The sequence below is a fragment of the Loktanella sp. Alg231-35 genome (genome assembly GCF_900143545.1).
Lineage (GTDB): Bacteria > Pseudomonadota > Alphaproteobacteria > Rhodobacterales > Rhodobacteraceae > Yoonia.
This window is the reverse complement of sequence record NZ_FREV01000003.1, coordinates 421,772-447,897: the sequence shown is the minus strand read 5'-3', so window position 1 is coordinate 447,897 and position 26,126 is coordinate 421,772. Positions and strand designations below refer to the sequence as shown.

Annotated in this window: 23 protein-coding genes and 1 tRNA gene; 16 read left to right on the top strand and 8 right to left on the bottom strand. The window is 57.6% G+C overall.

Annotation, left to right across the window (positions count from 1 at the left end; genetic code table 11):
• The first annotated feature begins 68 nt into the window (after positions 1-68).
• Genes soxR through DHN10_RS09135 form a run of 3 tightly spaced genes read left to right on the top strand, consistent with a single transcriptional unit; the run spans position 69 to position 2,535 of the window.
• A complete protein-coding gene (gene soxR / locus DHN10_RS09145; protein ID WP_108814996.1) occupies positions 69-512 on the top strand; it encodes a redox-sensitive transcriptional activator SoxR in 444 nt (147 codons plus the stop codon).
• Between the two features lie 32 nt (positions 513-544).
• Entirely contained in the window at positions 545-1,729 is a 1,185-nt protein-coding gene (locus tag DHN10_RS09140) for a pyridoxal phosphate-dependent aminotransferase (RefSeq protein ID WP_108814995.1), read from the top strand.
• On the top strand, positions 1,726-2,535 hold the full coding sequence (locus DHN10_RS09135; RefSeq protein WP_108814994.1) for an isocitrate lyase/PEP mutase family protein: 810 nt from the start codon (positions 1,726-1,728) through the stop codon (positions 2,533-2,535). The genes DHN10_RS09140 and DHN10_RS09135 overlap by 4 nt, the downstream gene beginning before the upstream one ends.
• A 101-nt stretch (positions 2,536-2,636) precedes the next feature.
• Here DHN10_RS09135 and DHN10_RS09130 read toward each other — a convergent pair whose 3' ends face one another.
• Positions 2,637-3,257 carry an outer membrane protein gene (locus DHN10_RS09130; protein WP_108814993.1) on the bottom strand — a complete coding sequence of 207 codons (621 nt, stop codon included), beginning with the start codon at positions 3,255-3,257 and terminating at the stop codon, positions 2,637-2,639.
• Positions 3,258-3,471: 214 nt separating this feature from the next.
• Entirely contained in the window at positions 3,472-4,578 is a 1,107-nt protein-coding gene (locus DHN10_RS09125; RefSeq protein ID WP_108814992.1) for an anhydro-N-acetylmuramic acid kinase, read from the bottom strand.
• Positions 4,579-4,641: 63 nt separating this feature from the next.
• Between DHN10_RS09125 and tyrS the strand changes: the two genes are divergently transcribed.
• From tyrS to DHN10_RS09085, 8 genes are read left to right on the top strand one after another with little or no spacing between them, the layout of a single operon-like run.
• A complete protein-coding gene (gene tyrS, locus DHN10_RS09120) occupies positions 4,642-5,892 on the top strand; it encodes a tyrosine--tRNA ligase (RefSeq protein ID WP_108814991.1) in 1,251 nt (416 codons plus the stop codon).
• 14 nt (positions 5,893-5,906) lie between these two features.
• On the top strand, positions 5,907-7,148 hold the full coding sequence (locus tag DHN10_RS09115; protein WP_108814990.1) for a cation:proton antiporter: 1,242 nt from the start codon (positions 5,907-5,909) through the stop codon (positions 7,146-7,148).
• Positions 7,149-7,152: 4 nt separating this feature from the next.
• A complete protein-coding gene (locus tag DHN10_RS09110) occupies positions 7,153-8,004 on the top strand; it encodes a PhzF family phenazine biosynthesis protein (RefSeq protein WP_108815163.1) in 852 nt (283 codons plus the stop codon).
• A 58-nt stretch (positions 8,005-8,062) separates the two neighbouring features.
• Positions 8,063-8,482, top strand: a complete 420-nt coding sequence (locus DHN10_RS09105; RefSeq protein WP_108814989.1) for a Fur family transcriptional regulator — start codon at positions 8,063-8,065, stop codon at positions 8,480-8,482.
• Between the two features lie 2 nt (positions 8,483-8,484).
• Complete coding sequence (locus DHN10_RS09100; RefSeq protein ID WP_108814988.1) at positions 8,485-9,375, top strand: DMT family transporter; 891 nt, start codon at positions 8,485-8,487, stop codon at positions 9,373-9,375.
• Between the two features lie 42 nt (positions 9,376-9,417).
• Complete coding sequence (eno, locus tag DHN10_RS09095) at positions 9,418-10,695, top strand: phosphopyruvate hydratase (protein ID WP_108814987.1); 1,278 nt, start codon at positions 9,418-9,420, stop codon at positions 10,693-10,695.
• Positions 10,692-11,285 carry a GNAT family N-acetyltransferase gene (locus DHN10_RS09090; protein ID WP_108814986.1) on the top strand — a complete coding sequence of 198 codons (594 nt, stop codon included), beginning with the start codon at positions 10,692-10,694 and terminating at the stop codon, positions 11,283-11,285. Before eno ends, DHN10_RS09090 begins: the two co-directional genes overlap by 4 nt.
• Entirely contained in the window at positions 11,273-11,701 is a 429-nt protein-coding gene (locus DHN10_RS09085; RefSeq protein ID WP_108814985.1) for a cupin domain-containing protein, read from the top strand. The genes DHN10_RS09090 and DHN10_RS09085 overlap by 13 nt, the downstream gene beginning before the upstream one ends.
• A gap of 3 nt (positions 11,702-11,704) precedes the next feature.
• Here DHN10_RS09085 and DHN10_RS09080 read toward each other — a convergent pair whose 3' ends face one another.
• The 6 genes from DHN10_RS09080 to pdxH all read right to left on the bottom strand — a co-directional run bounded on the left by DHN10_RS09080 (position 11,705) and on the right by pdxH (position 19,966).
• Complete coding sequence (locus DHN10_RS09080) at positions 11,705-13,660, bottom strand: cation:proton antiporter domain-containing protein (RefSeq protein WP_108814984.1); 1,956 nt, start codon at positions 13,658-13,660, stop codon at positions 11,705-11,707.
• A 248-nt stretch (positions 13,661-13,908) separates the two neighbouring features.
• Entirely contained in the window at positions 13,909-17,556 is a 3,648-nt protein-coding gene (locus DHN10_RS09075; RefSeq protein WP_108814983.1) for a vitamin B12-dependent ribonucleotide reductase, read from the bottom strand.
• 566 nt (positions 17,557-18,122) lie between these two features.
• A tRNA-Pro gene (locus DHN10_RS09070) sits at positions 18,123-18,199 on the bottom strand.
• Between the two features lie 45 nt (positions 18,200-18,244).
• Entirely contained in the window at positions 18,245-18,721 is a 477-nt protein-coding gene (locus DHN10_RS09065) for a DUF192 domain-containing protein (RefSeq protein WP_108814982.1), read from the bottom strand.
• Complete coding sequence (locus DHN10_RS09060) at positions 18,718-19,245, bottom strand: cold-shock protein (protein ID WP_108814981.1); 528 nt, start codon at positions 19,243-19,245, stop codon at positions 18,718-18,720. Before DHN10_RS09060 ends, DHN10_RS09065 begins: the two co-directional genes overlap by 4 nt.
• A gap of 115 nt (positions 19,246-19,360) precedes the next feature.
• The gene (gene pdxH / locus DHN10_RS09055; protein WP_108814980.1) at positions 19,361-19,966 is read right to left on the bottom strand and encodes a pyridoxamine 5'-phosphate oxidase; all 606 of its coding nucleotides are present in this window, start codon (positions 19,964-19,966) and stop codon (positions 19,361-19,363) included.
• 153 nt (positions 19,967-20,119) lie between these two features.
• On the opposite strand from pdxH, the gene fabI reads away from it, so the two are divergent.
• The 5 genes from fabI (at position 20,120) to trpE (ending at position 26,119) form a co-directional block, all read left to right on the top strand.
• A complete protein-coding gene (gene fabI / locus DHN10_RS09050) occupies positions 20,120-20,926 on the top strand; it encodes an enoyl-ACP reductase FabI (RefSeq protein WP_108814979.1) in 807 nt (268 codons plus the stop codon).
• A gap of 9 nt (positions 20,927-20,935) precedes the next feature.
• Positions 20,936-21,439: a xanthine phosphoribosyltransferase gene (gpt, locus tag DHN10_RS09045; RefSeq protein ID WP_108814978.1), complete on the top strand. Its 504-nt coding sequence runs from the start codon at positions 20,936-20,938 to the stop codon at positions 21,437-21,439.
• 84 nt (positions 21,440-21,523) lie between these two features.
• The gene (locus tag DHN10_RS09040; protein WP_108814977.1) at positions 21,524-22,699 is read left to right on the top strand and encodes an aminotransferase; all 1,176 of its coding nucleotides are present in this window, start codon (positions 21,524-21,526) and stop codon (positions 22,697-22,699) included.
• Between the two features lie 64 nt (positions 22,700-22,763).
• The gene (locus DHN10_RS09035; RefSeq protein ID WP_108814976.1) at positions 22,764-24,602 is read left to right on the top strand and encodes a peptidyl-prolyl cis-trans isomerase; all 1,839 of its coding nucleotides are present in this window, start codon (positions 22,764-22,766) and stop codon (positions 24,600-24,602) included.
• A gap of 8 nt (positions 24,603-24,610) precedes the next feature.
• On the top strand, positions 24,611-26,119 hold the full coding sequence (gene trpE, locus DHN10_RS09030) for an anthranilate synthase component I (RefSeq protein ID WP_108814975.1): 1,509 nt from the start codon (positions 24,611-24,613) through the stop codon (positions 26,117-26,119).
• Positions 26,120-26,126: the final 7 nt, after the last annotated feature.

The window sequence follows — 26,126 nt, the reverse complement described above, 5'->3', positions numbered from 1 at the left end:
TCCTCTGTTCATGTTTCGTCGAATCTGTTGTAATTTCTCAAGTTAACTTGAGATCAAGGAGTTTCTTCATGACCGACGGATTAACCATCGGGGATTTGGCATCGCGCACGGGTTTGGCCGTCTCTGCCATCCGGTTTTATGAAACCCATGATATCGTTAAACCCCTGCGCAACAAAGGCGGGCACCGCCGTTATGGGCGCGCAGACATCCGGCGGTTGTCCTTTGTGATGGCCGCACAGAAACTTGGGTTCAGCCTGTCCGAAATTGCCCCACATCTGCGCGGCCTGCCTGATCACAAGGCCCCCTCAAAGGCAGATTGGGCGCGCATCAGTAAGAAATTCCGTACGAATATCGACGCCAGAATCGCAGGACTGGAAGAGTTGCGCGAAAAGCTGGACGGCTGCATCGGCTGTGGCTGTCTGAGCCTTGAGACCTGCGCGCTGTACAATCCGGCCGACATCAAAGGCAAAGAAGGCCCCGGCCCGCGTAATCTGCATGCTATCACATCTTGACTTCGGTTCGCAGAGACCGTTCCCCTAGCCTCATGAAACTTTCGCAGCGCATCACAGATATTAACGGCGGCGGCTCTGACGGCTGGGGGGTTTTTTATCGCGCCCGGCGCATGGTCGCCGAGGGCGTGCCGGTCACCGAGCTGAGCATCGGCGAGCATGACATCGGCACCTCTGAGGACATTCTCAGGGCGATGCATGCCTCTGCCACTGGGGGCCATACCGGATATGCGATGGTGCCCGGTATTGATGCGTTGCGACGCACTGTGGCGGATCGGATTGCGACGCGCACAGGTGTGCCAACCACTCTGGACAACATCCTGATCACGCCCGGCGGTCAATCGGCACTTTTCGCAGCCCACACAGCGGTCTGTGATCCCGGCGACACCGCCCTTTACATTGATCCTTATTACGCCACTTACCCCAGCACCCTACGCGGTGTTGGTGCAGTGCCCAAAGCGATCGTGACATCGCCCGATACCGCATTCCAGCCGACGCGCGCTGCATTGGCCCAAGCGGCCAAGGGCGCCACGTCCCTGTTGGTCAATTCTCCCAACAACCCAACCGGTGCGGTCTACTCCATGGCCACGCTAACGGCGATTGCCGAGACCTGCATCGCCAACGATCTTTGGCTGATCTCGGATGAAGTTTACGACACCCAGGTCTGGGACGGCGAACACATCAGCCCGCGCAGCCTGCCCGGCATGGCAGATCGCACGCTGGTTGTAGGCTCCATGTCGAAAAGCCACGCAATGACAGGCAGTCGTGTGGGCTGGATTTGTGGCCCCAGCGATGTGATATCGCGGCTGATCGATCTGGCCACCAACACCACCTATGGCGTGGCCGGTTTTATTCAGGATGCCGCCCTTTTTGCCCTTGGCCAAGGGACGGCCGTGGAAGAAACAGTCGCCGCCCCCTTCCGCCGTCGCCGCGCGTTGGCACTGGCGGTACTAGAGGGGCAAAACATCGTGCGGCCTGTTCCGGCCCAGGGGGCCATGTATGTGATGCTGGATATCCGCGGCACGGGCCTGTCGGGCGAGGCCTTTGCCGAAGCCCTGCTTGATGCAGAGCTGATTGCAGTGATGCCGGGCGAGAGCTTTGGCCAAGCCGCTGCCGGTCATATCCGCGTGGCGATGACCGTCGCGGATGAGGCTTTCACAGATGCGCTGAAACGGCTGGTCCGGTTCGCGCAAAACCACGCAAAGGTAGACGCAAAATGACCAGTATCGGCGAAACCTTCCGCGCCTTACACCTGCGCGGTGATCCGTGCCTGATGGTGAACGTCTGGGATCGCGGCTCGGCCAAGATGATGCAAGCCATGGGGGCCAAAGCGCTGGCAACTTCATCTGCCGCCCATGCATTCACCATGGGCAGACCGGATGGCGGGACCTTGACGCGTGATGAAGCATTGGCACATGCCGCAGAGCTGCTTTCGGTGGTCACGGTCCCGATGCAAGGCGACTTCGAGAACGGGTTTGGTGATGATCCAGATACCTGTGCCGAAACGGTGCGCCTGTCCGCCGAGATCGGCCTTGCCGGCATCTGCATCGAAGATATCGCCCTGCCCAACGACACCGCCTATGCGTTCGATCACGCCGTTGAACGCATTGCTGCTGCCAGCGCTGCCGCACGGGCATTGCCGCAAGATTTTGTCCTGACCGCGCGCGCTGATGGGATCATTTGCGGGCAATATGACACGGATGAGGCCATTCGCCGCCTGCGTGCCTTTGCCGATGCCGGGGCCGATTGCCTTTATGCGCCCCTGCCCCCGGATATGGACGCGCTGGCCAGAATTTGCGCGGCGACTGATGTGCCAGTGAACGCGCTTGTTGCAGGGTCATTTACAAAGCAAACACATGCCGCTTTTGCAAAAATCGGTGTGGCTCGCCTTTCGCTGGGGTCATCGCTGGCGCGCGTCACCCATCGGGCAATGCATGATGCGGCAACAGAAATGTTGGGTGTGGGCAGTTTCGCGGCTTTGCAAAAGTCGATCAGCAGCGATGTCATTGACGATCTGCTGACATAAAAAGAGACCCACCGGCGAAGCGGCGGGTCTCAAGTCAACATCCAAAGCGACAGGATTTGGGAAGGGACAGTGCGCCCGGATGCTATGCCTTGTCCGTTGACTTAGAAGCTGAAGGACACGCGGGCGGAGGCTGTTGTCGCGTCGATATCTGCGGCACCACCGAAGTCATCAAACTGGTGCTGCAGCACTTCACCACCAACGCGGATGTTGTTGGACACCTGATAATCCAGCCCCAGACCAGCGAATGAACCGTCGTCAGTTTCATCCAATGCGCCAGAGGTCGTGGCCCGTGCCACACCAGCCGTCAGATAAGGCATCCAGACACCTGCGTCATAACCAACCCGCAGCTTTGCACGTGCAACGCTGTCCAGTGCGATATCGGCGGCGTCATCTTCGATTTCGGTGCCGTCAACATCCAGTTCTGCGCCCAGAACGATGGTGCCAAGGTCATAAAGGTAACCTGCATGCACACCATAGGTCAGACCGTCGGTATCGTCGGCCAATGCGTCACTGTCCAATTGACCATAGCCAATCTGACCACCTGCATAAAAGCCAGTCCAGTCAGATCCCATGCGCACTGGGGCCGGTGCCATGACCGGGGCCGGTGCGGGTGCAGGGGCAATCACTGGCTCTGCCATACCGCCTGCTGACGCCATCCCTGCAGCCATTGCGAGTGGGGCTGCCAGCATGCTCGTGCGGATGAGTGTCGATGTCGTTTTCATTTGTTGTCTCCGATTTTTCGGTTGTCGTGTGCGGCATATCTGACAACCTCTGAGACAGGTTCAACCGGCCTCACGGGCCTGTGAATTTGGTCGGCTAGAACTGGCGTAGGCCCTACAGATTGATCGGCCAAACGCCGCCCAGAAATGAAACAGTATCGTCATTTCGGCGTGATTGTGTCGTGATAAGCGGGATTTAGCGCGGTATTTGGTGAATTTAGCCGCCGATCTTGAAGTTGCCGCTGATCCTCCCACCGGTGATGGGGGCGGCAATGCCGGTGGTTTGTGGGCTGGATAGCGGCAAGCCGCGTGCAGCACGTACGGCTAGATACCCAAAGGCCTGCGCTTCGATCATGTCACCATCCAGACCTGCATCCTCAACTGGGGCGACGGGGCAATCAAGGACCTCTGCCAGTCCGGTCATTAGCGTATTGTTGTGCCGTCCGCCGCCAGTGACGAATAATTTGGCGGGCGGCGCGGGGCAAAGCGTCATGGCCTTGGCCACGCTGGCAGTGACGGCCTTGGCCAAGGTTGCCAGCGCGTCCACCTCAGACAAAGCAGTCACAGCGTCTGACAGCCCCGCAAATGCATCCCGATCCAGCGACTTTGGCGCAGGCCGGGCAAAATATGGATGCAACAGAAAATCATCCACGATCTGCTGATCCGCTGTGCCCAACGCGGCCAAGGCGCCATCAAGATCATAGGACAGCCCGCGGCACTGCATCAAAAGATCATTCATCGGGGCGTTGGCCGGACCGGTATCAAACGCCAATAACGCCTTTGGGTCCGCAGGATCATCACAGGATGGATCAACCCAAGTGATATTCCCCACACCACCGAGGTTTAGGAAGACAACCGGCGCATCTGCCTTCATCCATTTCGCCAGCGCAAAGTGATAAAACGGGGCCAAGGGCGCACCCTGCCCGCCTGCCACCACATCCGCCGTGCGAAAATCCCACGCGACGGCCACGCCAAGCCGTGCCGCCACACGCGCGCCGTCGCCACATTGATGCGTGCCGCGCCCGCCGGGATCATGGGCCAATGTCTGGCCATGGAACCCTGCCAGTGCGATACCCGCGAACCCGGACATCACTGCAACATGCGCGTCCTCGACCACGGCTTCTACGACGGAAACATCATCGGTCTGCCACTTTCCCAGATGCGCTTTGAGAATTGCCTGATCTTGGGGCGTATAGGCCCGATATGCGGTCGACCCGAGCCCATGGATTGTAACGCCATCCGTCTCGATCACCGCCGCATCCACGCCGTCCAGCGATGTCCCTGACATCGTGCCCAATGCCCTGACGATCTCACCTTCAAACATCCGCTTTCCCTTGCTCCAGCTGATCACTATAGAGTGCATCGTGACGCAAGCAGGAACAAGCCTATGACCTACCATCCCAAATCTGAATTCATCAATGTGATGATGACGCGCGGCTTTCTGGCTGATTGCACAGATTATCAGGGCCTTGATGAGGCGCTGAGCAAAGGGGTTGTACCGGCCTATATCGGCTTTGACGCAACGGCCAAGTCGCTGCATGTGGGCAGTCTGATCCAGATCATGATGCTGCGCTGGCTGCAAAAGACAGGCCATAAACCGATCACCTTGATGGGCGGCGGCACCACAAAGGTTGGTGATCCATCGTTCCGCGCGGATGAGCGCCCCCTGCTGGGGCCAGAACAAATTGATGACAATATCGCGGGCATCAAAAAGGTGTTTTCGGCCTACCTTGCCTATGATGATAGCGCCAATGGCGCGATGATGATCAACAATGCCGAATGGCTGGATGGTCTGAACTACCTCGATTTTCTACGCGACATTGGGCGCCATTTTTCCATCAACCGGATGCTGTCGTTTGAAAGCGTGAAGTCACGGCTGGACCGCGAGCAATCACTGTCTTTCCTTGAATTCAACTACATGATTTTGCAGGCTTATGATTTCCTTGAGCTGAACCGCCGCTATGGCTGTCTGTTGCAGATGGGCGGGTCGGATCAGTGGGGCAATATCGTCAACGGGATCGACCTGACCCGCCGCGTGCTGGATCAGGAAATCTACGGCCTCACCTCGCCACTGCTGACCACCAGCGATGGCAAGAAGATGGGCAAATCGCTGGCCGGTGCAGTCTGGCTGAACGCCGATATGTGCAGCCCCTATGAGTTCTGGCAGTTCTGGCGCAATACGACGGATGCCGACACGGGCCGTTTCCTCAAACTTTACACTGAACTGCCGATTGAAGAGTGCGACCGTCTGGGCGCGCTCGAAGGTTCGGAAATTAACGCCGCCAAGATCATCCTTGCCAACGAGGTGACAACGCTGCTGCACGGCGCCGAGGCCGCGCAGGCGGCAGAGGCAACCGCGCGCGAAGTCTTTGAAAAGGGCGGCATCGGGGACGATCTGCCGACGCTGACACTCAGCGCGGATGAGTTGGGCGACGGGATGTCCATCGTGCAGTTGATCGTCAAATCCGGCCTTGCCAAAAGCGGCAAGGAGGCCAAGCGCCTGATCGCCGAGAACGGCGCCCGGATGAATGACGCGCCGCTCACCGACGCAGGTACGATGATTGATGCGACAGCCCTTGCCGCCCCGATCAAACTGAGCGCAGGCAAGAAACGCCACGCGCTGGTTCAACTGGGCTAAGCCAAAGGAATGCCATGACCCTACTGCAAATCACGTCCCTTCTGATCGTTCTTGCAGGGGCGTTTGGCACGATTAACTACCTCTATCTCAAGCTACCAACGGCAATTGGGATATTGGTTGTGTCGCTCGCTGCGTCCTTTGGCGTGATGCTGCTGGACATTATTGTGCCAACGCTGGGCGTCGCCACGGTGGTGCGCACGGCGGTATTGGATATCGAATTCTCCGACGCCCTGCTGGAAGGTATGCTGGGGTTGCTGCTGTTTGCAGGCGCCTTGCACGTCAAACTGTCTGACCTAAAACGCGAATGGGTTGTCGTGGCTTTGATGGCCACAATCGGCATCGCCCTGTCGACCACAATCGTTGGCTACGGGTTCTCGTGGCTCACCGGCATGCCGATTCTGGTGGCGCTGGTCTTTGGTGCGCTGATTTCACCGACAGATCCTGTGGCGGTGTTGGGTGTGCTGCGGCAGGCGGACCTGCCCAAATCGCTTGAAACTAAGATCGCGGGCGAAAGCCTGTTTAATGATGGCGTGGGTTATGTTGTCTTTCTGGTGCTTGTCGGGCTGGCGTTTCCGCATGGGGACAGCCACGGCGCAGGCATGGCAGGGGCGGTGCAGCTGTTCTTTCAAGAGGCCCTGGGCGGAGCCGTGTTGGGCCTTGTGCTGGGCTGGCTGACCTTCCGCATCATGCGCCGCATTGATGATTATTCACTTGAGGTGTTGATCACGCTGGGGCTGGCCTTTGGCGGTTATGAACTGGCCGTGTATCTGCACGTTTCCGCCCCGATCATGGCGGTTTGCGCAGGGCTGTTGATCGGCGATGTGGGCGCGAAATACGGCATGTCCGATGAGACCCGCCAATATGTCGATGCCTTCTGGATGCTGATTGACGAAATCCTTAACGCGGTGCTGTTCCTGCTGATCGGGATCGAGGTGTTTGCCATTGCGTTCGAGTTCGATTTCCTTGTGGCCGGCGTCGCCTCTATCGCGCTGGCACTGGTGGCGCGTCTGGCCGCTGTGGCCGTGCCTGTGCTGATGCTGCGCCCGTTCCGCGGGTTCTCGGAAGGGGTGATCCCTGTGATGACATGGGGTGGGCTTAAGGGTGGCATCTCGGTCGCATTGGCCTTGTCCCTGCCCGAGGGTGAATGGAAACCACTCATCCTGACGGCGACCTATATGGTCGTCATTTTTTCAATTGTGGTGCAGGGTCTAACGGTGGCAAAACTCGCCACCCGTGTCACAACAACCGAAGGGTAATTTGATGACTGCATATTTTGTTTATGACGTCTTCACCGACCGCGCCTTTGGCGGCAACCAACTGGCGGTGATCCCCGATGCAACCGGGCTTGCCGAAGACCAGTTGCAACGCATCGCGTGCGAGTTCAATTTTTCCGAAACGACCTTTGTTTATCCACCCACAGACCCCGCTAACACGGCCAAAGTGCGGATTTTCACCCCTACGATGGAGGTCCCTTTTGCCGGGCACCCAACCGTTGGCACGGCTATCGCATTGAAGGATGAAGGTGCGACAGGCAACATCACGCTTGAGCTTGGGATTGGCCCGATCCCCTGCACCTATTCGGGTAACAAAGCCGCCTTTACGGTCACCGCCCCGTTGGAGCGGCTAAGCACCCCCGATCCCGCCCTGATTGCCGCGGCACTCGACCTGACGGCAGAGGCGATCAAGACAACAACTCATGCGCCCGTTCAGGCCAGCGTCGGCTTGCCCTTTGTGATGGTCGAATTACAGGACCGGGCAGCATTGACCCAATGCCAACCTGCCACCGATCACTTTCGGGAAGGTGCCGCGCGGTATCCCTCTAATCTGGATTTCGCGATTTATGCCTATGTGCGTGACGGCGACCAGATCGACGCGCGCATGTTTGCCCCGCTCGACAATATCCCCGAAGACCCAGCCACCGGCAGTGCCGCTGCGGCATTGGCTGCACTCCTGACCGATGAGGCCGGGCGCGCACAATCGCTGAGCATCCTACAAGGCGAGGACATGGGGCGCCCATCCTACATCATGGCGCAAACGACGCCTGCTGATCCGATCCCTGTGACCATCAGCGGTGCAGCTGTCCGCACCATGCAAGGCACGCTGACGCTCTGACAGCACTGGAAACCCGGCACCCTGCCCGTTATCACTGGGGCACCAAGATGAGGCTGCAATGTCCAAGACAATTCTAGAGCGCTGCGAAGCAAACGGGTTGCGCATGACCGAGCAACGCCGGACGATCGCCGCTGTGTTGCAGGCGGCAGACGATCATCCTGATGTCGAAGAGCTTTACAACCGGGCCTCTGCCGCTGATCCGCGCATTTCGCTAGCGACAGTATATCGGACCGTCAAACTGTTCGAGGAAACCGGCATTCTGGAAAAGCACGAGTTCGGCGATGGCCGCGCCCGCTATGAGGCGGCAGACCGCGAACACCACGACCATCTGATCGATGTGCATTCCGGCGCGGTGATCGAATTCGTCGACCCCGAGATTGAGGCGTTGCAGGAAAAGATCGCTGAAAAACTGGGGTACCGTTTGATGGGTCACCGGTTGGAACTTTATGCCGTGCCCCTGACTGACAAGGACGACTAAACTTGGACAATATGCGTGGCGCGGCCTTTATGGTCTTTGCGATGTTCTGCTTTGCGGTGGAAGACGGTCTTATTAAACTTCTGGCCGTGGACATGCCTGTGGGGCAGATCATTTCGGTGACTTGCCTTGGCGGCCTTATTGCATTTTTGGGCTGGTCGGTGATCAAGGGCGAGACGCTTTGGCAACCAGCCTACCTTGATCGCAAGGTCATATTGCGCAGCATCTGCGATACCGCCGGTTCAATGCTTTTCGTCACCGCGCTGGCCCTGATCCCACTGACCACAGCATCCGCTGTGATCCAGGCGACGCCGCTTGTTGTCACCATGGGCGCCGCGATCTTTCTGGGCCAAGAGGTGGGCTGGCGGCGGTGGCTTGCAATCCTTGTCGGTTTTATCGGCGTCATGGTCATCATTCGGCCCGGGATGGAAGGGTTTACGCCCGCGACATTGCTCGCCTTGGGTGGAATGCTCGGGTTGGCGGCACGTGATCTGTTCACGCGCAGCCTGACGGTCCGGCTCAGCGGTGCGCAGCTTGCCACCCATACCTTCACGATGATCGTACCCGCCGGCTTTCTGCTGATGCTGTTTCAGGGGCAAAGCGTTGTCATCCCCGACGGGCGGCAGTCCGTGCTGCTGCTGGCCTGCATTGTGGTCGTCATGATTGCCTATCTTGCCATCGTGGCGGCAACCCGTGGCGGCAATGCTGGAATTATATCATCGTTTCGCTACAGCCGGATGGTGTTTGCGCTGATGATTGGCTATGTGATGTTCACCGAAATTCCTGATGCGGCGACCCTCATAGGGGCCGCGATCATCATCGCCTCTGGCATCTACACGCTTTGGCGCGAGGCCCGTCTGCACCGCGCTTCACTTAAGAAAAAACCCGCGCTATAGAGCGCATGATACCGCTAACATCTGCCTTTAGGAGCCGCGCCAATGAGCACGATCATCGACATCCACGCCCGCGAAATTCTTGATAGCCGGGGCAACCCCACTGTTGAGGTTGATGTGATCCTTGAAGATGGCACCATGGGCCGCGCAGCGGTCCCTTCGGGTGCGTCCACCGGCGCGCATGAAGCGGTTGAAAAGCGCGACGGCGACAAGGCCCGCTATATGGGCAAGGGTGTGCTGGAAGCGGTCGCTGCAGTAAACGGCGAGATTGCCGAAGCTATCCTTGGCTTTGATGCGACCGAGCAGGTCGCCATCGATATGGCGATGATCGAACTGGATGGCACACCGAACAAGGGCCGCCTTGGCGCGAATGCGATTTTGGGTGTGTCCATGGCCGTTGCCAAAGCGGCGGCTGAATACAGCGGTCAGCCTTTGTATCGTTATATTGGCGGCACATCCGCGCGCACCCTGCCCGTCCCGATGATGAACATCATCAATGGCGGTGAGCACGCAGATAACCCAATCGACATTCAGGAATTCATGATCATGCCGGTCAGCGCGGAAAACATCCGCGAAGCGGTGCGTATGGGGGCCGAAGTATTCCATACGTTGAAAAAAGAGCTTTCTGCCGCAGGCCATAACACAGGCATCGGCGATGAAGGCGGCTTTGCACCAAACCTTGCCAGTACGCGTGACGCGCTTGATTTCATCATGACGTCGATCAAAAAGGCAGGCTATGAGCCGGGTAAAGACATCTACCTCGCCCTCGATTGTGCGGCGACGGAATACTACAAGAACGGCAAATACGAGATGGTCGGCGAAGGTGTATCGCTCACCTCCGAAGAAAACGCAGCTTACCTTGCCAAACTCGCCGAAGATTACCCCATCATCAGCATCGAAGACGGCATGTCAGAGGATGACTGGGACGGCTGGAAAGCCCTCACCGATATGATCGGCGATAAGGTGCAACTGGTCGGTGACGATCTGTTTGTCACCAACCCCACACGTCTGGCGGACGGCATTGCCAAAGGTTCGGCCAACTCCATGCTGGTCAAGGTCAACCAGATCGGGTCACTGACAGAAACATTGCAGGCGGTTGATATGGCGCACCGTGCGCAGTTCACCAATGTGATGTCGCACCGGTCAGGTGAGACAGAAGATGCCACGATTGCAGACCTTGCCGTGGCCACGAACTGCGGTCAGATCAAAACCGGTTCCCTGTCCCGCTCGGACCGTTTGGCCAAGTATAACCAGTTGATCCGTATCGAGGAATTGCTGGGTGAAACGGCCGTTTATGCCGGGCGGAGCATCCTAAAAGGATGATCCTGACCGAAGGACTACACGAGGTTCCGGCAGGCCAGGTCGCAGCCGTTGTCACCTATCTAGAGATGACAGCCGCGGCACGGATGCCGGCCAAACCCATGCCCAATGGCTTCACAGCCACGCAGGAAAAGATGGACGTGGACAGCTACCGCGCGCTGTTTCGGGCGGTGGGTGCGCCATGGCTCTGGACCTCGCGGCTTACCACCGAAGACAACGCCCTGCGCGCGATATTGGCTAGCGTTAACACCGAACTTTGGGTGATCCGCGACGCCGATCAGGCGATCGGGTTCATTGAACTTGATTTCAGCGCACCTGCGGTCTGCGAACTGGCTTTTTTCGGTTTGGTCAAATCGGCAACAGGCCATGGTCTTGGCGGCCCACTGATGGCCCACGCGCAGGACCGTGCCTTCAGCCGGGGCGCAAACGTGATGACGGTGCATACCTGCAGCCTTGATGATCCGCGCGCGTTGGCCTTCTACCAAAGGGCGGGCTTTACCCCGATCAAACGGGCGGTTGAGGTGTTCGCCGATCCGCGTTTGGACGGCCCGCATAACCCAGATACAGCACCGCAAATCCCATGCCTGAGTTGACCGTCGATCAGATCATCGCGCAGCTTGACCTCACTCCTCATCCCGAAGGCGGATACTATCGTCAGACATGGATCGCTGAAAACGCGGGCCGCGCGACGGGCACTTGCATCTATTTTCTGCTGAAAGCAGGGCAAGAAAGTCATTGGCACGCCGTTGATGCGGTAGAAATCTGGCACCACTACGCTGGCGCACCGCTGATCTTGTCGCAGGCCCAATCGCTTGACGGGCCAGCAACAGATCACATGCTGGGTCCGAACCTCGCACAAGGTGAGTTGCCGCAAGCGATCGTGCCCGAAGGGCATTGGCAAAAGGCCGCAACGACGGGTGACTGGACGCTTGTAGGATGCACCGTATCACCCGGTTTTCACTTCGCGGGCTTCACCCTCGCCGCACCGGGCGTTGATATCGCTCGCTGACCCCTAACCGGTCGGCCCATCAAAGAACGCATCCTCTTCGGGCATCTCGCCGGTCTCAAGGATATGCATCATCTCAGCGTTCACCGCCGCCTCGCGTGGGCCGATGATTTCCTGCACGCGGGCGATGTAGGTCTCGTTCTCCATCACTGGAATGTTCGGATCATAGGCATCCGCCAGCGAAATCATCGAAGACCGATCCGAGCGATTGAAGGCATCCACCATCATGGCCGCGCGGTCCTGGGGGATGTTCAGCGCCTCGAGTGCAGAGCGGCCCATGCGCAAAGAGCTATCATAATTCTCGCGGATGATATCGCGACAGCCAGCCGCCCAAAGTTCATAGACATGATGGCGGTCAATCGCGCGGGCGATGATATGCACGTGTGGCGCTGTCGTGTGGACGTAGTGAACCAGTTCAGTCAGTTTTTCCTTATCGTCGATGGAAGCTACAAACACCTTGGCATTGTGCAAGCCCGCCGCATGCAGCAAATCGGGACGCGTGGCATCACCGTAGTAGATACGCGCACCAAAACGACGCATGTTTTCAAGATGTTGGGCATTGTAGTCAATGACCGTCAGACTATAGCCCGCCGCACTTAAGATCCGACGCACAACGCCTCCAACACGACCTCCGCCTGCGATAATGACCTCGCCCTGTTCCTCGATATCATCCGCCTCGCCCATATCCGCCGCGTTGTGGCGCGGGACGATGACCCGGTCATAGAAGATGAACAGCAGTGGCGTCAGCATCATTGAGATGGCAACTACTAGCAGCAGTTGATCGGCCAGCATTTGCGGCAGAATAGCGTTGCTGACTGAAAAGGACAGCAGCACAAAGCCAAATTCACCGGCCTGTGCAAGGCTGAGCGCCAACAGCCAGCGGTCCGCGCCACGTAGTTTGAATATCAGCGCAAGGACTGCCAGAACCGCTGCCTTTACCGCAATGAGCAGGACAGTCAGCCCAACGATCAGCATCAGGTTTTCGGACAACAGCGAGAAGTTGATCGCGGCCCCCACCGTCATAAAGAACAACCCCAAAAGCAGCCCCTTGAACGGGTCGATGTCTGATTCCAGCTCGTGCCGGTATTCACTATTGGCCAGCACAACACCCGCAAGGAAAGTGCCAAGCGCCGGCGACAGCCCGACCAGCGACATCAGCAGCGCAATGCCGATGACCATCATCAATGCGGTCGCTGTGAACAGCTCGCGCAGGTTAGCCCCGGCGATGAAGCGAAAGATGGGCCGGGTCAGGAAACTGCCCGCGCCAATCACCGCCGCAATGGCCACAACGTTGATCAAAGCCGTCTGCCACCCGTTCAGCCCCGCAACAAGGCTCATCCCTGCGCCATGATCGCCACCGCCGCCATGATCATCATCACCATGCCCGGCCTCGGCGCCGTGGCTCGCCTCCGCGCCATGTGCGACCTCACTGGCCATATCCAACAGTTCCGGCATTGCCAGCAACGGCATCAAAGCCAGCATAGGGATCACTGCGATGTCTTGGGCAAGAAGGACAGAAAAGCTCGACTGGCCTCCATCGCTTTTCATCAGGCCTTTTTCGTTTAATGTTTGCAGTACGATAGCTGTTGAACTTAAAGCTCCGATCAGGCCAACAGCCAGCGCCACGGTCCATCCCAACCCAAACAATAGGCCAATCCCCATGATCACGGCCGCGGTGATCCCGATCTGGCCACCGCCCAGCCCCAGGAGCTTGCCGCGCATCTGCCACAGGCGTTTGGGTTCAAGTTCAAGCCCCACCAGAAACAGCATCATCACAACGCCAAATTCCGCGAAATGCTGGATCGAGATCACATCAACATTGAGCACTGTCAGGATCGGGCTGATCACAATGCCCGCAATCAGATATCCGAGCACCGAGCCAAGCCCCAGCCGCGTGGCAATCGGTACTGCGATCACGCCCGCGATCAGAAAGATAAAGGCCAGCAGCAAAAAATCGGTCATGGATGGGTCCCCTTGTTTGCAAAATCATGCACGTGGAATTTTGGTATGGAAAGAGCGAAATAAAAAAGGGAGGACCGAGGCCCTCCCTGAGTTTCGCTGATTAGGCTCACTCATTATGTACCGCTCGGTTTGTTTGCCTGCGGCCCAATCCGCGTCGGAGCGAGCGCACCCGCTCCGAAGCTCTGTTTTCAGCGAAGGAATTTCGTCGAAATTCCTTCTATGCGCATAAGATTTTTCGTCGAAAAATCTTAGCTGCAGCCAGATGTCCCGCCGCAAGTGTTGCACTTCATGCAGGTCCCATTCCGCACCAGCGTGTAGTTGCCGCATTCGCCGCAAGCCTCGCCTTCGTAGCCCTGCATCTTGGCCTTATCGCGGGCCGAGATTGTGGTAGCGGCACCTGTCGCGACGATGCTTTCGCTCGCTTCTGGCACCAGCGTTTGCAAGGCCGACGATGGGTCAGTACCCGTGGCCAGCGCTGTAGCCCCTGCACCGCCCTGCAGCACAACCAGATCCTGTGGCATCCGCTTGCGCAGGTAACCCGTGGAGGAGATCTGCTTGAGCACCTCAAGCGACCGCGAGGCTGTGTTCTCGGTTGGTGCTTTGATGTTGGACACGCCCTCTTCTTCACCACGGCCGATGTCATCAAAAGACGCGCCTTCGGGCTTTACATGCGCCAGATCGGTGCGGTCGAGGTAGCTGACAGCGAGTTCGCGGAAGATGTAATCCAGCACCGACGTCGCATTCTTGATGCTGTCGTTGCCTTGCACCATGCCAGCAGGCTCAAACTTGGTGAATGTGAAGGCATCCACGAATTCTTCCAGTGGAACTCCGTATTGCAGGCCGACGGAAACCGCGATGGCAAAGTTATTCATCATGGCCCGGAAGCCCGCACCTTCTTTGTGCATGTCGATGAAAATCTCGCCCAACTGGCCGTCTTCGTACTCGCCCGTGCGCAGGTAGACTTTGTGCCCGCCAACGATGGCCTTCTGGGTATAACCCTTGCGGCGCTGCGGCATCTTTTCACGCTCACGGTTGCGCACTTCCTGCACGATGATCTTTTCGACGATCTTTTCGGCCAAAACAGCCGCTTTTTCGTGGTGGTTGCCGCTTTCGAGTGTTTCCTGCGCATCCTCATCGTCTTCAACCAAAGCCGCCGCAAGAGGCTGAGACAGCTTAGAGCCGTCGCGATAAAGCGCGTTCGCTTTCACGCCCAAGGACCAAGACAGCTCATAAGCCTTCTGGCAGTCCTCAATCGTTGCATCATTAGGCATGTTGATCGTCTTCGAGATCGCACCAGAGATGAAGGATTGCGCCGCCGCCATCATGTAGATGTGGCTGTCAACGCTCAGATAACGCTTGCCTTTTTTACCGCATGGGTTGGCACAATCGAACACGGTGTAGTGCTCTTTTTTCAGGTGTGGCGCCTCTTCCAGCGTCATGGTGCCGCAGACGTGGTCGTTGGCCGCATCAATATCCTGCTTGGAATAGCCAAGGTGGCGCAGCAAATCGAACGTTGGGTCGTTCAGTTTGTCGGCAGGAATGCCCAGCGTCTTGGTGCAGAACTCTTCGCCCAGCGTCCACTGGTTAAAGACAAAGCGGATGTCGAATGCCGAGGCGAGCGCCGCTTCGATTTTGTCCAGTTCCGCCTGACCAAAGCCATGCCCGATCAGCGAGGTATGGTTGATCGCAGGCGCCTGCCCGATCGAGCCGTGACCGACGGCATAGGCAATGATTTCTTCGACCTGTGCAGAACCATAGCCAAGCTTTTCCAATGCTGCTGGCACGGACTGGTTGATAATCTTGAAGTAACCGCCACCGGCAAGTTTTTTGAACTTCACCAAAGCAAAGTCAGGCTCGATCCCGGTGGTGTCGCAGTCCATAACCAGACCGATTGTGCCGGTTGGCGCGATAACCGAAACCTGCGCGTTACGGTAGCCGTGCTTTTTGCCCAGCATCAGTGCTTCATCCCAACTGCCAACAGCCAGTTCGATCAAACGCTGATCGGGACAGTTAGCGTGGTCGAGCGGTACAGGCTTTACATCCAGCTTGTCATAGCCGTCTGCTTTGCCCAGAGCGGCCTGACGGTGGTTTTTGATAACACGCAGCATATGCTTGCTGTTTTTCTTGTAGCCGGGGAATGGCCCCAACTCGCCCGCCATTTCGGCAGAGGTCGCATAGGACACACCCGACATGATCGCCGTCAAGGCAGCGCCCATCGCGCGGCCTTCGTCGCTGTCATAGCCAAAGCCCATATTCATCAGCAATCCACCGATGTTGGCATAGCCCAGACCCAAGGTGCGGAAGTCATAAGACCGCTGCGCGATTTCCTTGGACGGGAACTGCGCCATCATGACGGAGATTTCCAACGTGACCGTCCAAAGACGCGTCGCGTGCATGTAATCTTCGGCCTGGAACGCGCCGTCCTTGTAGAAGGTCAGCAGGTTCATCGACGCAAGGTTACAGGCCGTGTCGTCAAGGAACATGTATTCAGAACAAGGGTTTGAGCCGCGGATCGCGCCATCTTCGGGGCATGTGTGCCATGCATTGACCGTGTCGTGATACTGGATGCCCGGATCGGCGCAGGCCCATGCGGCGTGGCCTACCTGTTCCCACAATTCGCGCGCTTTGATGATCTTGGCAACTTCACCGTTCTTGCGGTTGATCAGTTTCCAGTCAGCGTCGTTTTCTACAGCCTTGAGGAAGGCATCAGTCACGCGGATCGAGTTGTTGGAGTTCTGGCCAGAAACGCTGTTGTAGGCTTCCGAATCCCAGTCTGTGTCATAGGTCGGGAACTCAATGCTGGTGTAGCCTTGCTTGGCATAGTCCAGCACGCGTTTGATATAAGTCTCTGGGATCGCTGATTTCTTGGCGTCTTTGACAGCAGCGGCCAAGGTTTCGTTCGTTTTGGGGTCGTAGGCGGAAACCGCTTCCCCGTCCCATGTCTTGATCGCACCAAAGATCGCGTTCAGATAGCGCGCGTGCATCTTGGAGCCTGCGACGATGGACGCCACTTTCTGCTCTTCGATGACCTTCCAGTTGATGAATTCCTGAATATCAGGGTGGTCGGCATCAACGATGACCATCTTGGCCGCGCGGCGTGTTGTGCCGCCCGATTTGATCGCACCCGCCGCACGGTCACCGATTTTCAGGAAACCCATCAGGCCAGAAGATTTACCACCACCTGACAGAGGCTCGCCTTCGCCACGCAGGGAAGAAAAGTTCGTGCCTGTGCCAGAGCCATACTTGAACAGACGCGCTTCACGCACCCAGAGGTCCATGATGCCGCCTTCATTCACCAGATCATCGTCAACCGACTGAATGAAGCAGGCGTGCGGCTGTGGGTGCTCGTAAGACGAGGTTGATTTGGTCAGCTCACCGGTTTGATAGTCCACATAGTGGTGGCCTTGGGCCGGTCCGTCGATGCCGTAGGCCCAGTGCAGACCAGTGTTAAACCACTGCGGGCTGTTTGGCGCGGCACGCTGGGTCGCGAGCATGTAGCGCATTTCGTCAAAGTAAGCGCGGGCATCTTCCTCGGACGAGAAGTAACCGCCCTTCCAGCCCCAGTATGTCCATGCACCGGCCAGACGGTCGAATACCTGCTTGGCAGAGGTCTCTCCGCCATAGGTCGCACCCTTGGCAGGCTCAGCGCGCCACAGGAACTCTGGCACGCCCTTTTCCTTGACGCGTTTCACTTCGGACGGAACACCTGCCTTACGGAAGTACTTCTGCGCGATAACGTCAGAGGCCACCTGGCTCCAACCTGTCGGAATTTCACAGTCATCAAGTTTGAAAACGATGGTGCCGTCAGGATTGCGAATCTCAGACGTTGTTGTTTTGAACTCAAGCTCGCCGTAGGCGCCTGATTTGGCCTTGGTGAAATTGCGGTCGATTTTCATCTACTCTGCCCCATACTGTTTTGCCGTCGTTGCGGCGATCATTGAAATCGTGCCGCACACGCGGCACCTACTCAGTGGGGTTCATTTCATTTTGGCAAACGCTTACCGTCCCGATCAACGATCAGGTCAAAGTCAGAACGGTGCCTGCGATTCTGCACCCGCCAATGTCTAAATCCCCATGCCGCTACCACATCTTGTGTTGTGACCGTCGGCTCGCACAACTTGACGCATCTAGCCCTAGTGGGTCAACGGGTTTTTAACACAAAATACAGATTTATAGAGTTGACTGCTACGGTTCGAAATGGTCCCGATCCGGCACAGTGATTCACTCACAGATTTGTCCACATGTGGACGTTCTGCGGTAAGCCGCAGAAAGCCTTTTAGTCGGCAGGCTTACGTAGGGAAACTCAGACAAAAGTTGAAGTTAACGCCCGCGCTCGAATGCGCCGTTAACTGAGATTAACAAGTTATTAACTGTGAATTTGGGGCCTTAACCGTGCTTGGAATGCCACGATAGGCTGATCAACAATAAGCGATTCACGCCTTGATTGTTGAAAGTGGTGAAGTGGTCGGGGCGGAGAGATTCGAACTCCCGACCCTCTGTTCCCAAAACAGATGCGCTACCAGGCTGCGCTACGCCCCGAACCATGTGCGGTTCTTTAGCCCCACAAAAACGATTTGAAAAGCCCTAACCGTCAGTCTTTTCGTCACAAGGCAAAATAGCGTCGGGTCCAAAGCTGGGATGCTGCATCACATCCCCTTCTGTGATGCCCAAACGGGCGGACAAACCGCCGTTGATCTCAAGCACCATCTGAATGCCATTGCCACCCCGGATCGGCGTCAGGTCACCGGGCACGGCATTCTCGTGGATCGACAGGATTTCTCCGGTTGGTCCGGCAAACAACATATCGAGGGGAATCAGCGTGTTCTTCATCCAGAAGCTGACGAACTGCGGCTCTTCATAGACAAACAGCATGCCTTCCAAAAGCGGCATGTCCTCGACAAACATCAACCCCTGTGCCCGCTCTTGCGGGTCGTCAGCGACTTCGATGCCAAAAGTCGCCTGACCGAATTCGCCCGAAATTGTCAGCTTGTCATCGGCACAAATGGCCAGAAGCGGCTGTGCGCTGCAGCTCAGCAGAATTGCCAGCGGCAGGGTTTTCACTTTGCGGCCGCTTCCCAGCCGATGATTTCAATCGCCATGCGGCCACGTTCACCATCAACCATACGCAGACCCACCGCTTCGCCCGATTGCAAATCGGACAAACCAGACCGACGCAGTACCTCAACATGCACGAACACATCGTCGTTGCTGCCGAATACATTTGCAAAACCAAAGCCCTTGGCCTTGTCAAACCACTTCACGCGAGCAGGCTCGATCGGCTTTTGTGCGATATCTTCGGGTGTGAACTCAACCATGTCGCGCAATGGCAAAGCCTCATCAGCGACAGGAGGTACAATAGAAAGCACCTCGGTCGCCTGAAGTCCTCGCTGTGTGTCCTGTACGACAATTTCGATCGCAGAGCCGTCCACAACAGACCCCTGCCCAAAATTACGCAACACATTCGCGTGCAACAAAATATCCCGTCCGCCGTCGTTAGCGACAACAAAGCCAAAGCCCTTGGTGGGATCAAACCACTTGACTTGCCCGTGCACCTGCCGTTGCGGCGCGGTGTCTTGCGTTTCCATCTGTTATTCCTCTTGAATCCCGGCCCTTGGTTCTGGCCGACACCCATACTTTCATATCTTCAACTGTTCATGACCGAACATTCGGCCATCCATTCACACTTGACACGAGAACTGATTACGGCGAGAGGCGCGTGACCTCCCAATCTTGATCGACATGTTGGCGCGACCACCGAAACCGGTCGTGCAAACGAAAAGCCCCATCTGCCCAAAACTCGATTTCCAGCGGCTTAATCCGGAAACCGCCCCAAAAAGGCGGCCGTTCCGGGTCCAAACCTTTTTGAGTTGTTACTTTAGCCACCTCAGTCATCAAAGAAGTACGTGACGTCAAGGGTTGTGATTGCATTGAAGCCCAGGCACCTACTCTACTTTTGAGAGAACGCGAACGGTAATATGCATCTGCGGTACGCCCATCTTCCTTATTCACAGTGCCCCGCACGCGAATCTGGCGGGCCAGCGACTTCCAATGCATCACAAAAGCCGCCTTGCCGGACTGAGCAATTTCTTGCCCCTTCTTGCTGTCGTAGTTTGTGTAAAAGACGAAGGCATCCAACTCGATATCCTTAAGCAGGACCATCCGCACATTCGGCAGACCATCGCCGTCCACTGTGGAAAGCGCAATTGCATTGGGGTCGTTTGGTTCTGTCTCGCTGGCAGCATCCAGCCATTGCTGAGCAATCGCAAACGGGTTTTCTCCCGCAAAAATGCCATCCCGGTCAGACATCGCTGATCCTTAACAAAACCCCCATCAATAGGCTTAAGTTGATTTGGACACAGTGGCAACCTTTTTGAATGATTGTTCAGATGCTTGCCGCATCCATTGCAATGGCCTAAACGAAATGCGAGCCACGTCAAAAAGCGCAAAGGAAAAATAGCGATGACATCACAGTTGATGCAAGGCAAACGCGGCCTGATCATGGGGCTTGCCAATGACAAGTCGATCGCCTGGGGAATCGCCAAAGCCTGCGCCGATGCCGGTGCTGAGCTTGCGTTTTCATATCAGGGCGAAGCCCTGAAAAAACGGGTGGACCCATTGGCCGCTTCTGTTGGATCGGACATCGTTCTGCCATGTGATGTGGGTGATGAGGCATCGATTGACGCCCTGTTTGCAGCACTTGAAGACCGCTGGGGCAAGTTGGACTTTATCGTACACGCCATCGGCTTTTCCGACAAAGGCGAGCTGCGCGGGCGCTACGTTGATACCAGCCGTGGCAATTTCCTGACCTCGATGGATATTTCGGTCTATTCTTTTACCGCCGTTGTCCAGCGCGCCGAAAAGATGATGACCGAAGGCGGCTCTTGCCTGACCCTGACCTATTATGGCGCCGAAAAAGTCATGCCGCATTACAACGTCATGGGTGTTGCCAAAGCCGCTCTTGAGGCCTCCGTACGCTATCTGGCCGAGGATCTGGGCAAGGACAACATTCGCGTCAATGCCATCAGCGCTGGCACGATCAAGACACTGGCCGCCTCAGGCATTGGCGATTTCCGTCTGATCATGAAGTGGAACGAATATAACTCGCCGCTACGCCGCACAGTCACACAGGAAGAGGTCGGGAAATCAGCGCTTTATCTTTTGTCTGACCTTGGCAGCGCCGTCACCGGCGAAGTTCTGCATGTGGATGCAGGCTATCACGTGGTGGGCATGAAGGCGGTCGACGCCCCGGACATCACCAAGGAATAGGATACCCCAATGACAGACCGCCTGCCCCATGAAAAAGGCTTCCACATCAGCTGGGATCAAATTCACCGCGACAGCCGTGCTTTGGCCTGGCGGCTTGACGGCCACGGGCCGGACGATGGGGCTTGGCGGGCGGTTGTTGCCATCACCCGCGGCGGCATGGCCCCCGCAATGATTGCAGCCCGCGAGCTGGATATTCGCACCGTCGATACGATCAGCGTAAAAAGTTACGATCATCAGGACCAGTCAGCGGCCAAAGTGCTCAAAGCGCCTGACGCGGCACTTATGGGCGATGGCACCGGCATTTTGATCATCGACGATCTGGTCGACAGCGGCAAAACGCTAGAACTGGTCCGCGCGCTGTACCCCAAGGCCCATTTCGCAACGGTCTATGCCAAACCAAAGGGCCGGCCGCAGGTGGATACCTTCATCACCGAAGTCAGCCAGGACACATGGATCTTCTTCCCTTGGGATATGGCCTTGCAATATGTCGAACCCTATCGCGGGAAAGACTAACCTCCGGCTTCTTTTGTTCATAAATATCTCCGCCGGAGGCATCTGACGTCACCCCCGCGCACCACCGCCCTTTGGACATCGAAAATGACCCAACCCCGCACAGCCAACACTTTCGCCCCGCCCGTCATGGAGGCCCGGCGCTGGCTGGCGGGTGTGGACCACCCAGCCAACCGCCCGTTGCTGAACGTCAGTCAGGCCGCACCGGTTGACCCACCGCCCGCTGAAATGCGCGAGGCGATGGCCGAGATCATCCGCAACGATGCCGAAGCCCATCTATATGGGCCGGTTCTGGGCTTGCCTGCCCTGCGGGCAGAGGTCGCCACACAATGGGCGGCCGCGTATGGCGGCGCGGTCTCACCCGATCAGGTGGCCATCACCTCGGGTTGCAATCAGGCCTTTGCAGCGGCCATCGCCACGCTTTGCGCCGAAGGCGATGAGGTGATCCTGCCGGTCCCCTATTACTTCAACCACCGCATGTGGCTGGATATGTCCGGGGTCAAAACCGTACCTCTTTTGGTGGGTGACGGGATGATTCCCGACGCAGCCGAGGCCCGCAAACTGATCACTCCACGCACGCGCGCAATTGCCTTGGTCAGCCCCAATAATCCCTGCGGCGTAGAATACCCCGCAGAGGTTCTGTCGGCCTTTCTGACGCTCGCACGCGACCACGGCATAGCGCTCATCGTCGATGAAACCTATCGCGACTTTGACAGCCGCAGCGGCGCACCGCATCCTTTGTTCACCGAACCGGACTGGGACGACACGCTGATACAACTTTATTCCTTTTCAAAGGCTTACCGCCTGACGGGCCACCGCGTAGGCGCCGTAATTGCCGGAACCGCACGACTGGCAGAGGTCGAAAAATTCCTTGACACCGTTACCATCTGCCCCAACCAACTGGGGCAACGGGCCGCGCTTTGGGGAATGCAGCATCTCGGGGATTGGCTGGCGGGCGAACGGCGCGAGATCCTCGACCGCCGCGCGGCAATCACCGCGTATTTCCCACAACTGGCGGCCAAAGGTTGGGAGCTTTTGGGGTGCGGCGCATATTTTGCCTATGTCAAACACCCTTTCGCGATGTCATCGGCCGACCTCGCCCCGCTTTTGGTGAAAGAAGCCAGCGTACTGACCTTGCCCGGCACCATGTTCATGCCTGATGATATGCCCGGCGGTGACGCACAATTGCGCATCGCTTTTGCCAACATCGACCGGGCTGGCGTGGCCACCTTGTTCGACCGTCTGGCATCGCTCGCGCACTGACCCTTGCGCCCCTGATCACGGCCCCTTATTCATGCGCAAACCAGCGGTGAAGGCAGGCAGATACATGGCACAGAAAAGCAACAAACGTTACGGCGCGTGGATCATCGTCGGTGTGATCCTCGTGGGTCTTGCAGGCTTTGGCACAGGCGGGCTGAGCGGGAACATCCGCAGCATCGGTACCGTGGGTGAAAAAGAAGTCTCGGTCGCGGCGTACCAGCGGGCCCTGAACGAACAAATCCGCGCGCTATCAGCGCAGTTCGGGCAGCAGATTTCTTTCCAGCAAGCGCAGGCCTTCGGCATCGATCAGATGGCGCTGAGCCAGGTCGTCCTGCTGCGCACCCTCGACAATGAGGCCAGCACATTGGGCCTGTCAGTGGGCGACGAACGTGTTTTTGAACAGCTGCAATCTACCCCCGACTTTCAGGGCGCAGGTGGGTTCAACCGTGAAACCTACCGTCTGGCTTTGCAACAGTCCGGCCAATCCGCAGCCGAGTATGAGGCGAACATCCGCGAAGAAACCGCCCGCGCACTGCTGCAAGGGGCCGTCATTGGCGGCGTGCCCGCGCCTGACGCTTATGCCGACGCGCTGGTGCAATATATCGGCGAAGGCCGCAGCATCACATGGGCCACCGTTACCCAGGACGCACTGACAGCACCTGTACCGGGGCCAACAGATGAAGCCATTCAGACCTACTATGATGAAAACCCTGCTGAATTCACCCTGCCAGAGACCCGCGACATCACTTACGTCTGGCTGACACCCGCGATGATCCGCGACCAAATGACCGTCTCGGACGAGGCTGTGACCCAGCTTTACGAACAGCGTATTGATGAATTCATGCAACCAGAGCGCCGTCTGGTCGAGCGTCTGGTCTATCTCAGTCAGGATCGCGCCGCCGAGGCAATGACGCAGCTAGAGGCAGGTGAAGTAACCTTCGAAGATCTTGTGGCAGAACGCGGGCTGGCGCTGGCCGATGTGGACCTTGGCGATGTGGATCAGGCCGAGCTGGGCGCCGCCGGTGAGGCCGCTTTTGCAGCTAATCCCGGCGATGTGGTTGGCCCTTTCAATGCCTCGCTTGGCCCTGCCCTGTTTCGGGTCAACGCGGTTCTGGCCGCGCAGGAAACACCTTTGGATGATGCAGCCCCAATGCTGCGCGACGAATTGGCAACCGAGGCCGCGCGCGATTTCATCAATGATCAGGCCGACAGCATGATCGATCTGATCGCTGGTGGTGCCAGCATGGCCGATCTTGCTGAACGCACGGATATGGAATTGGGTACAATCGCTTGGACACCTGATAATGCCGAAGGCATTGCCGCCTATGACAATTTCCGCGATCAGGCCGCCGTGGTGCAAGAAGGCCAGTTCCCAGAGCTTTACGATCTGTCAGACGGTGGCATCTTTGCCCTGAACCTTGACGGGATCACCCCACCAACCCTGCAACCGCTTGATGCGGTCGGCGAAGACGTCGCGGCAGCATGGCAAATCCAGCGCCGCCAGCAGGCGGTGATGGAAAAGGCCGCCGAAATTGCCGCCGATATCCTGCCTTTCACCGGGTTTGATACCCTTGGCCTGACCGCCCAGACCGAAGACGCACTGACACGGCGTAGCTTTGTCGAAGGCACACCGCCTGCGTTCAATGAAACGGTCTTTGCAATGTCCGTGGGCGATGTAGAAGTACTCGACGCCGAAAACCGCGCGATCATCGTGCGGCTTGACGGTGTCTCTGCGCCTGATCTGACAGAGGAAAGCATCATTGCTCAACGTGACGCTGTGGGCACCAATGCGGGCTCTGGCATCGCGCAGGACATCTTTGATGCCTATGTTTCACGGTTGCAGCAAGAAACCGGACAAAACCTTAACCAAGCGACGATCAACGCGGTCAACGCGCAGTTCCAATAGGCAAATTTATGGCCCTCCTGCCCGATTTTGACCAATTCGCCAGCGGCTATGACGCAGGCGCAAACCAGATCGTCTATACCCGGATCGCCGCCGATCTAGACACGCCAGTGTCCTTGATGCTCAAGCTGTCGGGGGCCGGGCGCAACGCCTTCATGCTGGAAAGCGTGACAGGCGGCGAGGTCCGCGGGCGTTATTCGATCGTGGGCATGAACCCTGACTTGATCTGGGAATGCCGGGGCACGACATCACGGGTCAACCGCGAAGCGCGGTTTGACGATACTGCTTTTGCTGCGCAATCCGAGGATCCGCTGACAGCCTTGCGCGGCCTGTTGGCCGAATCGCGGATTGATCTGCCTGCCGATCTACCTGCTGCCTCTGCAGGGCTATTTGGCTATCTGGGTTATGACACGATCCGGCTGGTCGAACATCTGCCTGACATCAACCCTGATCCACTGGGCTTGCCGGACGCGGTCATGCTGCGTCCGTCGATTGTTGCCGTGTTGGATGGGGTCAAAGGCGATGTGATTCTTGTGGCACCCGCTTACGTAAACTCGGGCCTGTCGGCCCGTGCGGCCTATGCGCAGGCCGCCGAACGGGTGATGGATGCCCAACGCGCGCTGGAACGGCCTATGCCCAGCGAAAACCGCGCCTTGGCAGAGCCTGCACCGACAGCTGCACCTGTCTCAAACTTCGCCCACGACGAATATTTGGCCGCCGTTGAGAAAGCCAAAGATTATATCAAAGCCGGTGACATCTTTCAGGTTGTCCCCTCACAACGCTGGACCCAAGATTTTCGCGAACCACCGTTTTCGCTTTATCGGTCCTTGCGGCGCACAAACCCGTCACCGTTCATGTTTTTCTTCAACTTCGGCGGCTTTCAGGTGATTGGGGCCAGCCCCGAGATCCTTGTCCGTGTCTTTGGCAAAGAGGTTACGATCCGGCCCATCGCGGGCACGCGCCCACGCGGGGCGACGGTGGCCGAAGACAACGCCAATGAGGTCGATCTAATGGCCGATCAAAAGGAGTTGGCAGAACATCTGATGCTGCTGGATCTGGGCCGCAATGACACCGGCAAGGTCAGCAAGATCGGCACTGTGCGCCCGACCGAGCAGTTCATCGTCGAACGCTACAGCCACGTGATGCACATCGTGTCCAACGTGGTCGGTGAATTGGCCGATGATCAGGACGCGCTGAGCGCATTTTTCGCAGGCATGCCCGCTGGGACGGTCTCTGGTGCGCCCAAAGTGCGTGCAATGGAGATCATCGACGAGTTGGAGCCCGAAAAGCGTGGCGTTTACGGGGGGGGCTGCGGCTACTTCAGTGCCAATGGCGATATGGATATGTGTATCGCGCTGCGCACGGCTGTGTTGCAGGATGAGAAGCTCTATATTCAGGCTGGTGGCGGTGTCGTCTATGACAGCGACCCCGAGGCCGAGTACCAAGAGACCGTGCATAAGTCCAACGCGATTCGTAAAGCTGCCGCCGATGCCGCCATGTTCCGCAGCGGGGGCAACTAAACGACAG

Excerpts from the sequence above, each read along its gene's own strand:
- DHN10_RS09085 (WP_108814985.1), top strand. The coding sequence starts at position 11,273 with ATGCCTGAGTTGACCGTCGATCAGATCATCGCGCAGCTTGACCTCACT.
- tyrS (WP_108814991.1), top strand. The coding sequence starts at position 4,642 with ATGACCTACCATCCCAAATCTGAATTCATCAATGTGATGATGACGCGC.
- DHN10_RS09035 (WP_108814976.1), top strand. The coding sequence starts at position 22,764 with ATGGCACAGAAAAGCAACAAACGTTACGGCGCGTGGATCATCGTCGGT.
- DHN10_RS09130 (WP_108814993.1), bottom strand. The coding sequence starts at position 3,257 with ATGAAAACGACATCGACACTCATCCGCACGAGCATGCTGGCAGCCCCA.
- pdxH (WP_108814980.1), bottom strand. The coding sequence starts at position 19,966 with ATGTCTGACCGGGATGGCATTTTTGCGGGAGAAAACCCGTTTGCGATT.
- DHN10_RS09080 (WP_108814984.1), bottom strand. The coding sequence starts at position 13,660 with ATGACCGATTTTTTGCTGCTGGCCTTTATCTTTCTGATCGCGGGCGTG.
- gpt (WP_108814978.1), top strand. The coding sequence starts at position 20,936 with ATGACAGACCGCCTGCCCCATGAAAAAGGCTTCCACATCAGCTGGGAT.
- DHN10_RS09140 (WP_108814995.1), top strand. The coding sequence starts at position 545 with ATGAAACTTTCGCAGCGCATCACAGATATTAACGGCGGCGGCTCTGAC.
- DHN10_RS09135 (WP_108814994.1), top strand. The coding sequence starts at position 1,726 with ATGACCAGTATCGGCGAAACCTTCCGCGCCTTACACCTGCGCGGTGAT.
- DHN10_RS09125 (WP_108814992.1), bottom strand. The coding sequence starts at position 4,578 with ATGTTTGAAGGTGAGATCGTCAGGGCATTGGGCACGATGTCAGGGACA.
- DHN10_RS09090 (WP_108814986.1), top strand. The coding sequence starts at position 10,692 with ATGATCCTGACCGAAGGACTACACGAGGTTCCGGCAGGCCAGGTCGCA.
- DHN10_RS09060 (WP_108814981.1), bottom strand. The coding sequence starts at position 19,245 with ATGGAAACGCAAGACACCGCGCCGCAACGGCAGGTGCACGGGCAAGTC.
- DHN10_RS09105 (WP_108814989.1), top strand. The coding sequence starts at position 8,063 with ATGTCCAAGACAATTCTAGAGCGCTGCGAAGCAAACGGGTTGCGCATG.
- fabI (WP_108814979.1), top strand. The coding sequence starts at position 20,120 with ATGACATCACAGTTGATGCAAGGCAAACGCGGCCTGATCATGGGGCTT.
- soxR (WP_108814996.1), top strand. The coding sequence starts at position 69 with ATGACCGACGGATTAACCATCGGGGATTTGGCATCGCGCACGGGTTTG.
- DHN10_RS09115 (WP_108814990.1), top strand. The coding sequence starts at position 5,907 with ATGACCCTACTGCAAATCACGTCCCTTCTGATCGTTCTTGCAGGGGCG.
- DHN10_RS09110 (WP_108815163.1), top strand. The coding sequence starts at position 7,153 with ATGACTGCATATTTTGTTTATGACGTCTTCACCGACCGCGCCTTTGGC.
- DHN10_RS09075 (WP_108814983.1), bottom strand. The coding sequence starts at position 17,556 with ATGAAAATCGACCGCAATTTCACCAAGGCCAAATCAGGCGCCTACGGC.
- trpE (WP_108814975.1), top strand. The coding sequence starts at position 24,611 with ATGGCCCTCCTGCCCGATTTTGACCAATTCGCCAGCGGCTATGACGCA.
- DHN10_RS09040 (WP_108814977.1), top strand. The coding sequence starts at position 21,524 with ATGACCCAACCCCGCACAGCCAACACTTTCGCCCCGCCCGTCATGGAG.
- eno (WP_108814987.1), top strand. The coding sequence starts at position 9,418 with ATGAGCACGATCATCGACATCCACGCCCGCGAAATTCTTGATAGCCGG.